The sequence below is a fragment of the Geodermatophilus sp. SYSU D01036 genome, assembly GCF_054050435.1.
The window spans coordinates 155,629-162,638 of sequence record NZ_JBJGZJ010000009.1; the positions used below are offsets into that span (position 1 = coordinate 155,629).

7 protein-coding genes and 1 pseudogene are annotated in these 7,010 nt (G+C 77.4%); 7 read left to right on the forward strand and 1 reads right to left on the reverse strand.

The window, feature by feature from the left end:
- Positions 1–36 precede the first annotated feature (36 nt).
- Together ACI8AR_RS11930 and ACI8AR_RS11935 are read left to right on the forward strand one after the other, a co-directional pair.
- Positions 37–657 (forward strand): RNA polymerase sigma factor, encoded by a 621-nt coding sequence (locus ACI8AR_RS11930; protein ID WP_457051222.1) that lies wholly within the window; start codon positions 37–39, stop codon positions 655–657.
- Positions 654–1,622 (forward strand): hypothetical protein, encoded by a 969-nt coding sequence (locus ACI8AR_RS11935; RefSeq protein ID WP_457051230.1) that lies wholly within the window; start codon positions 654–656, stop codon positions 1,620–1,622. Before ACI8AR_RS11930 ends, ACI8AR_RS11935 begins: the two co-directional genes overlap by 4 nt.
- Before the next feature lie 225 nt (positions 1,623–1,847).
- Here ACI8AR_RS11935 and ACI8AR_RS11940 read toward each other — a convergent pair.
- Positions 1,848–2,582, reverse strand: a pseudogene (locus ACI8AR_RS11940) (UbiA family prenyltransferase); the annotation flags it as partial.
- 121 nt (positions 2,583–2,703) lie between these two features.
- Between ACI8AR_RS11940 and ACI8AR_RS11945 the strand changes: the two are divergent.
- The 5 genes from ACI8AR_RS11945 to rlmB are packed head-to-tail and all read left to right on the forward strand — an operon-like array spanning position 2,704 to position 6,766.
- Complete coding sequence (locus ACI8AR_RS11945; protein ID WP_073418385.1) at positions 2,704–3,186, forward strand: CarD family transcriptional regulator; 483 nt, start codon at positions 2,704–2,706, stop codon at positions 3,184–3,186.
- Between the two features lie 32 nt (positions 3,187–3,218).
- On the forward strand, positions 3,219–3,881 hold the full coding sequence (ispD, locus tag ACI8AR_RS11950) for a 2-C-methyl-D-erythritol 4-phosphate cytidylyltransferase (RefSeq protein WP_457051223.1): 663 nt from the start codon (positions 3,219–3,221) through the stop codon (positions 3,879–3,881).
- The gene (ispF, locus tag ACI8AR_RS11955; RefSeq protein WP_457051224.1) at positions 3,878–4,381 is read left to right on the forward strand and encodes a 2-C-methyl-D-erythritol 2,4-cyclodiphosphate synthase; all 504 of its coding nucleotides are present in this window, start codon (positions 3,878–3,880) and stop codon (positions 4,379–4,381) included. The genes ispD and ispF overlap by 4 nt, the downstream gene beginning before the upstream one ends.
- A gap of 25 nt (positions 4,382–4,406) precedes the next feature.
- A complete protein-coding gene (gene cysS, locus ACI8AR_RS11960) occupies positions 4,407–5,810 on the forward strand; it encodes a cysteine--tRNA ligase (RefSeq protein ID WP_457051225.1) in 1,404 nt (467 codons plus the stop codon).
- Positions 5,792–6,766 carry a 23S rRNA (guanosine(2251)-2'-O)-methyltransferase RlmB gene (rlmB, locus tag ACI8AR_RS11965; RefSeq protein ID WP_457051226.1) on the forward strand — a complete coding sequence of 325 codons (975 nt, stop codon included), beginning with the start codon at positions 5,792–5,794 and terminating at the stop codon, positions 6,764–6,766. The genes cysS and rlmB overlap by 19 nt, the downstream gene beginning before the upstream one ends.
- Positions 6,767–7,010: the final 244 nt, after the last annotated feature.

Here is a 7,010-nt window from a genome sequence, read left to right on the forward strand (position 1 = left end):
CTCCCCCGGCACGGGGGACGGCACGGGAGGTGCGGTGTGGCGGTCGGTACCGCGTTCGACGACGTCCTCGCGGCGGCCCGGACGGGCGCCGCGTGGGCCTTCGAGGTGCTCTACCGGGACCTGTCCCCGGTGGTCACCGGCTACCTGCGGCTGCACGGCGCCCCGGACCCCGACGACCTGGCCAGCGAGACGTTCCTCGCGGTCTTCCGCGGGCTGTCGGGCTTCACCGGCGACGAGGCGGGGCTGCGGTCGTGGGTGTTCACCATCGCGCACCGGCGGCTGGTCGACGACCTGCGCCGGCGCAGCCGCCGCCCGCTGCTGGCCGACGGGGGCGCGGACCTGCTGCCCGAGGTCGCCGGCGGGGACGTGGAGGACGACGTCCTGACCCGGCTGGGCGCCGAGGCGGTGCACCGGCTGTGCGCCGGCCTCCCGGAGGACCAGCGCTCGGTCCTGCTGCTGCGGGTCCTGGCCGACCTCACCGTCGAGCAGGTCGCCGCGGTGACGGGCCGCTCGGTGGCCTCGGTCAAGGCGCTGCAGCGGCGCGGGCTGCGCCGGCTGCGCGGGGAGCTGGAGCCCGCCGGGACCACCCGGACGAGGGAGACGACGACGGGCCGCGCACCCCTGCGGGTCCGTCCGGCGATGACGGGGGCGAGATGACCACGCCAGCCGACGCCCGGACCGCCGAGCGGGCCCTCGAGGCCTGCCTCGCCGGCCGCCCCGTGCCCGGGGGCGCGCAGTACCTGACCGCGTTCACCGACGCGGTCCGGTCCTCCGCCACCGCGCCGGGCCGCCCGAACGCGGCCCTGGCCGAGCTGCTGGCGACCGGTCTGCTCACCGACCAGTCGGACCCGTCCACGCGGACGACCGGGCACCCCGCCCGGGCCTCACGGAAGAGACCCCACGTGTTCATCACCTCCCTCGCCGCCAAGTTCGCCGCGCTCTCCGCGGTCGCCAAGGCCGCCGTCGCCGGTGGCGCGGTCGCGGTCGCCCTGACCGCCGGCACCACCGCCGCCGTCGTCCAGCCCGAGGACACCACCCCCGCCCTCGTGGAGGCCGGCGACGACGCGGTCGCCGACGACACCCCCACCGGCGACGACGTGCCGACGGAGGGTGACGGGACCACCGGCGACACGACCGACGACACGGACACGACCGACGGGTCCACCGAGGGCGACGCCACCGACGGGACCACCGACCAGGAGGTCGCGGAGGAGCCCGCCACCGCGCCCACGACGCCCGAGGAGGACCTGCTGGCCGTCCTCGACGGGGCGCCCTTCGGCGGTCTCGTGCACGGGATCGTGGCGGCCAGCCGGACGTCCGGCGCCCAGGTCGGGCCGCAGGTCAGCCACTGGGCGCACGAGCGCAACACGGCCCGTCAGGCCGCCCGCGAGGCCGCCCGCCAGGGCACCGTGACCGAGCCGGTCACCGAGCCCGTCATCGAGGAGCCGGCGACCGACGAGCAGGAGGTCGTGGCCCCGGCGCCCGCGCCCGAGGAGCCCGTCGCCACCACCTCGACCGGCGGCAACGGCCACGGCAACGGGGGCGGCAACGGCAACGGCAACGGGGGCGGCAACGGGGGTGGCGACGGCCACGGCAACGGCAACGGCAACGGCCGGAAGTGACCGACGGCGGGGGGGGGGGGGCGGGGGGGGGGGGCCGCCCCCCCCCCCCCCCCCCCCCCCCCCCCCCCCCCCCCCCCCCCACCCCCCCCCCGCCCCCCCCCCCCCCCCCCCCCCCCCCCCCCCCCCCGCCAGCAGCAGCACCACGTCGAGCACCGTCAGCAGCAGGACCGCCGGGAAGGCCAGCCGGCGGAAGGGCGCCGTCCCGGCCAGGGCGGCGACGGCGACGGCGGGCACCGCCAGCACCAGCCCCGCCCAGCCCCACCACGCGGGCGGGCCGGCCGGGCCGAGCACGAGCACGAGCGACGCCGTCCCGAGCAGCAGCGCTCCCAGTACCGCCGACACGCGGGGACCCAGCCGGTGCGGCAGCCCGCGCACCCCGGTCGCCAGGTCGTCGGCGATGTCGGGGGCCACGTTGGCCAGGTGGGCCGCCGCACCCAGCGCCGCGCCGGCGGCCGGCAGCCACCACGGCGCGACGGGCACGCCCGGCGCCGCGGCCACCACCCCGGCGGGCAGGGCGCCGAAACCGGTGACGTAGGGGAGCCCGGAGGCCACCGTGCGCTTCAGACCCGCGTTGTAGGCCCAACCGCTGGCCACCAGCACCAGCAGCAGCAGCCCGGGCACCCAGCCCAGCGCCAGGGACAGGACGACGGCCGCGGCGGCCGCGCCGAGGGCCGCCGCGCGCAGCGTCGCGGGGGCCACGGCGCCCTGCACGACCGGCTTGTCGGCCCGCGCGACGGCGCGGTCGCGGTCGGCGTCGAGCCAGTCGTTGCTCCACCCGATGGACGCCTGACCTGCGAGGACGGCCAGTCCCACGAGCACCACGCGCCCCGGCGACACCTGCGCGGTGACCGCGAGGAGGGTCGCCACGACGGTGACCGCGACCGCCGGCGGCGCGTGCGTGGCCAGGACGAGCGCGCGGACGGAGGCGCCCCGCGAGGCCCGTGCAGGCACACCGACCACGCGCTGTCAACCCCTCCCGGGTACTTCATCAGGCCTCTGACCTGCGGATATCCATCGGCGGACCGTTCCGGCCGTCAGTGTGCCGTGCTAACCTGGGTACAGCGAAAGGGGTCACACACACATGGGCTTCACTGTCGGCGAGACCGTCGTCTACCCGCACCACGGTGCCGCTCTGATCGAGGCGATCGAGACGCGGGTCATCAAGGGTGAAGAGAAGGCCTACCTCGTGCTGAAGGTCGCCCAGGGCGACCTGACCGTGCGCGTGCCGGCCGACAACGCAGAGATCGTCGGCGTCCGTGACGTCGTCGGTCAGGACGGGCTCAACCGTGTGTTCGAGGTCCTGCGGGCCCCGCACACCGAGGAGCCGACCAACTGGTCGCGCCGCTACAAGGCCAACCTCGAGAAGCTGGCCTCCGGCGACGTCAACAAGGTGGCCGAGGTCGTCCGCGACCTGTGGCGCCGTGACAAGGACCGTGGCCTCTCCGCCGGTGAGAAGCGGATGCTGTCCAAGGCCCGCCAGATCCTGGTCAGCGAGCTCGCGCTCGCCGAGGGGACCAACGAGGACAAGGCCGAGGTGCTGCTCGACGAGGTCCTCGCCAGCTGACCCCCGCACCCTCGCTCTCCCGGACCGCTCCCGTGTCCGCTGTCGGCATCGTCGCAGCGGCCGGGAGTGGTTCGCGTCTGGGGGCCGGCAGGCCCAAGGCGCTCGTCGAGCTGGCCGGCCGCCCGCTGATCTGCTGGGCGGTCGACACGCTGCTGGCCGGCGGCGTCGACGAGGTCGTGGTCGCGGTGCCCGCGGCCGAGCGTGACGCCTTCGCCGCCGTCCTGCCGGGCAGCGTCGCGCTGGTCGACGGCGGCGCCACCCGCACCGCCTCGGTCCGCGCCGCGCTGGCGGCCGCCGGCCCCCGCGCCGACGCCGTCCTCGTGCACGACGCCGCCCGTCCGCTGACCCCGCCGGGCGTGGTGGCCCGCGTGCTCGACGCGCTGGCCGCCGGCGCGCCCGCCGTCGTGCCGGTGCTGCCGGTCGTGGACACCACCGTGGTGGTCGACGCCGCCGGCACCGTCACCGCGACCCCCGACCGCGCCACGCTCCGCCGCGTGCAGACCCCGCAGGGCTTCTCCCGCCGCGTGCTCGTCGAGGCCTACGACGGCCTGCCGGCCGGCGAGGAGCTGACCGACGACGCGGCCGTCGTCCGCGCGATCGGCGTCCCGGTCAGCACGGTGGCCGGCGACGAGCGCGCCGCGAAGGTGACCGTGCCGCACGACCTGCACCTGGCCGCGCTGCAGGCCGCCCGGTGAGCGACGACCTGCCCCGCGTCGGCCTCGGCGTCGACGTGCACCCCGTGGAGGCCGGCCGGGAGTGCTGGCTGGCCGGGCTGCCGTGGCCGGGCGCCGACGGCTGCGCGGGGCACTCCGACGGGGACGTCGTCGCGCACGCCCTGACCGACGCGGTGCTGTCCGCGGCCGGCCTCGGCGACATCGGCGGGCTGCTCGGCACCGACGACCCGCGCTGGGCCGGCGCCCGCGGCGTCGCCGTCCTCGAGCACGTGCGGGAGACCCTGGCCGCCGCCGGCTGGCGGGTCGGCAACGCCGCCGTGCAGCTCGTGGCGCCCACGCCGAAGCTCGGCCCGCGCCGCGCCGAGGCCGAGGCGGCGCTGTCCGCGGCGCTGGGCGCCCCGGTGAGCGTCACCGCCACCACCACCGACGGGCTGGGGCTGGTGGGCCGCGGCGAGGGCCGGGCCGCCCTGGCGACGGCGATGGTCGTCCGGACGGGGTCCGTGGACTCCGCGCTGGGCTGACGCCGCGCTCCGTAGACTTCGCGCAGTGAGCCTCCGCCTGTACGACACGGCCGCGCGCGCGGTCCGGGACTTCACGCCCCTGCGTCCCGGCGAGGCCTCGGTGTACGTCTGCGGGCTCACCGTCCAGGGGCCGCCGCACGTCGGGCACGTGCGCGCCGCCGTCGCCTTCGACGTGCTGCGCCGCTGGCTGACCGGGAGCGGGCTCGAGGTCACCTACGTCCGCAACGTCACCGACATCGACGACAAGATCCTCGCCAAGGCCGCCGAGCACGGCGTCCCGTGGTGGGCCTGGGCGTACACCAACGAGCTGGCCTGCACCCGCGCCTACGACGCCCTCGGCGTCCTGCCGCCCACCTACGAGCCGCGCGCGACCGGGCACGTTCCCGACATGGTGGCGCTGGTCGAGCGGCTGGTGGAGCGCGGGCACGCCTACACCGTCGACGGCGACGCCTACTTCGACGTCCGCAGCTTCCCCCGTTACGGCGAGCTGACCCGGCAGGCGCTGGGCGACCTGCAGCCCGCGGCCGACACCGACACCGACGAGCGCAAGCGCGACCCCCGCGACTTCGCGCTGTGGAAGGCGCACAAGCCCGGCGAGCCGGAGACCGCGAGCTGGCCGACCCCCTGGGGCGCCGGGCGGCCCGGCTGGCACCTGGAGTGCTCGGCGATGGCGGGGCGCTACCTCGGCGCGGAGTTCGACATCCACGGCGGCGGGCTGGACCTGCGCTTCCCGCACCACGAGAACGAGCGCGCCCAGTCGATGGCCGCCGGCCTGCCGTTCACCCGGTACTGGATGCACAACGGCTGGGTCACCCTCGGCGGCGAGAAGATGAGCAAGTCGCTGGGCAACACCGCGCTGGTCGACGAGGTCGTCCGCCGGGTGCGGCCGGTCGAGCTGCGCTACTACCTGGTGGCGCCGCACTACCGGTCCACCGTCGAGTTCACCGACGCCGCGCTGGCCGAGGCGGGCGCCGCCTACCGGCGGGTCGAGTCGTTCGTGCACCGCGCCGCCGAGCGGGTCGGCCGGGACACCCCGACGAGCCTGCCGCCGGCGTTCCGCGAGGCCATGGACGACGACCTCGGCACCCCGGCCGCGATCGCGGTCGTCCACGAGGTCGTCCGCACCGGCAACACCGCCCTGGCCGAGGGCGACGACGCCGCGCTGGCCGACGCGCTCGGCGCCGTCCGGGGCATGCTGGGGGTGCTGGGGCTGGACCCGCTCGACCCGCACTGGGCCGCCGGCGGGGGCACCGGCGACCGGCTGGCCGAGGTCACCGACGGCCTGGTCCGGCTGGCGCTGGAGCAGCGGCAGGCCGCCCGCGCGCGCAGGGACTACGCGGCGGCCGACGCGCTGCGCGACCAGCTCACCGCCCTCGGCGTGCAGGTCGAGGACACCCCGCAGGGACCCCGATGGGAGCTGACCCGCTGATGGCCGGAAACAGCCAGCGCCGCGGCCGCACGAGCGGCGCGGGCAAGAAGGGCGCCACCGCCGGCACGGGCGGCAAGAACCGCCGCGCGCTGGCCGGCCGCGGGGCGACCCCGCCGGCCGAGAAGCGCACCGGTCACCCGGCGCAGCGCCGGGCGCAGGCCGACGCCCGCCGCCGCGCCGAGCGCGACCGCAGCCGGCAGCGCGCCGAGGAGGCGCCGGAGCTGCTGCTCGGCCGCAACCCCGTCGTCGAGGCGCTGCGCGCGCAGATCCCGGCCACGGCGCTGTACGTCGTCACCGGGGACACCGCCCGCTCCGACGAGCGGGTGACCGAGGCGGTGCAGCTGGCCGCCGACCGCGGCCTGCCGCTGCTCGAGGTGGGCAGGGCCGAGTTCGACCGGATGTCGAACAACGCGCTGCACCAGGGCATCGGACTGCAGGTCCCGCCCTACGAGTACGCGCACCCCGACGACCTGCTCGACGTCGCCCGTGACTCGGGCCGCCCGCCGCTGGTCGTGGCCATGGACGGCGTCACCGATCCGCGAAACCTCGGCGCGGTGGTCCGCTCGGCGGCCGCCTTCGACGCCCACGGCGTCGTCGTGCCGCAGCGGCGCGCCGTCGGGATGACGGCCTCGGCGTGGCGCACCAGCGCCGGCGCCGCCGCCCGGCTGCCGGTGGCCCGCGCGGTCAACCTGGCCCGCGCGCTCGCCTCCTACCAGGACGCCGGGCTGCAGACGGTCGGCCTGGCCGGCGACGGCGACGTGGACATCGCCGACTACGACGGCCTCGCCGACCCGGTGGCGCTGGTCGTCGGCGCGGAGGGCGCGGGGCTGTCCCGGCTGGTGCGCGAGCGCTGCGACGTCGTCGTCCGCATCCCGATCGCCCGCGACACCGAGTCGCTCAACGTGAGCGTCGCGGCCTCCATCGCCCTCTACGCCGCCGCCCAGGCCCGGCTATGACACGGCGGTCCTACCGGACCGCACCGCGGCCAGGTGCCGTCCCCCCTGACGCCGTGAGCCCCGGCGGACGCGTCCCTCCTCGGGGACCCTCCGGGCCCCGCTCGTCGGTCGCAGCCACGCGGCCAGGTGCCGTCCCCCCTGACGCCGTGAGCCCCGGCGGACGCGTCCCTCCTCGGGGACCCTCCGGGCCCCGCTCGTCGGTCGCAGCCACGCGGCCAGGTGCCGTCCCCCCTGACGCCGTGAG

Coding starts and splice junctions, on each gene's coding strand:
- ACI8AR_RS11935 (WP_457051230.1), top strand. CDS start 654: ATGACCACGCCAGCCGACGCCCGGACCGCCGAGCGGGCCCTCGAGGCC.
- ACI8AR_RS11945 (WP_073418385.1), top strand. CDS start 2,704: ATGGGCTTCACTGTCGGCGAGACCGTCGTCTACCCGCACCACGGTGCC.
- rlmB (WP_457051226.1), top strand. CDS start 5,792: ATGGGAGCTGACCCGCTGATGGCCGGAAACAGCCAGCGCCGCGGCCGC.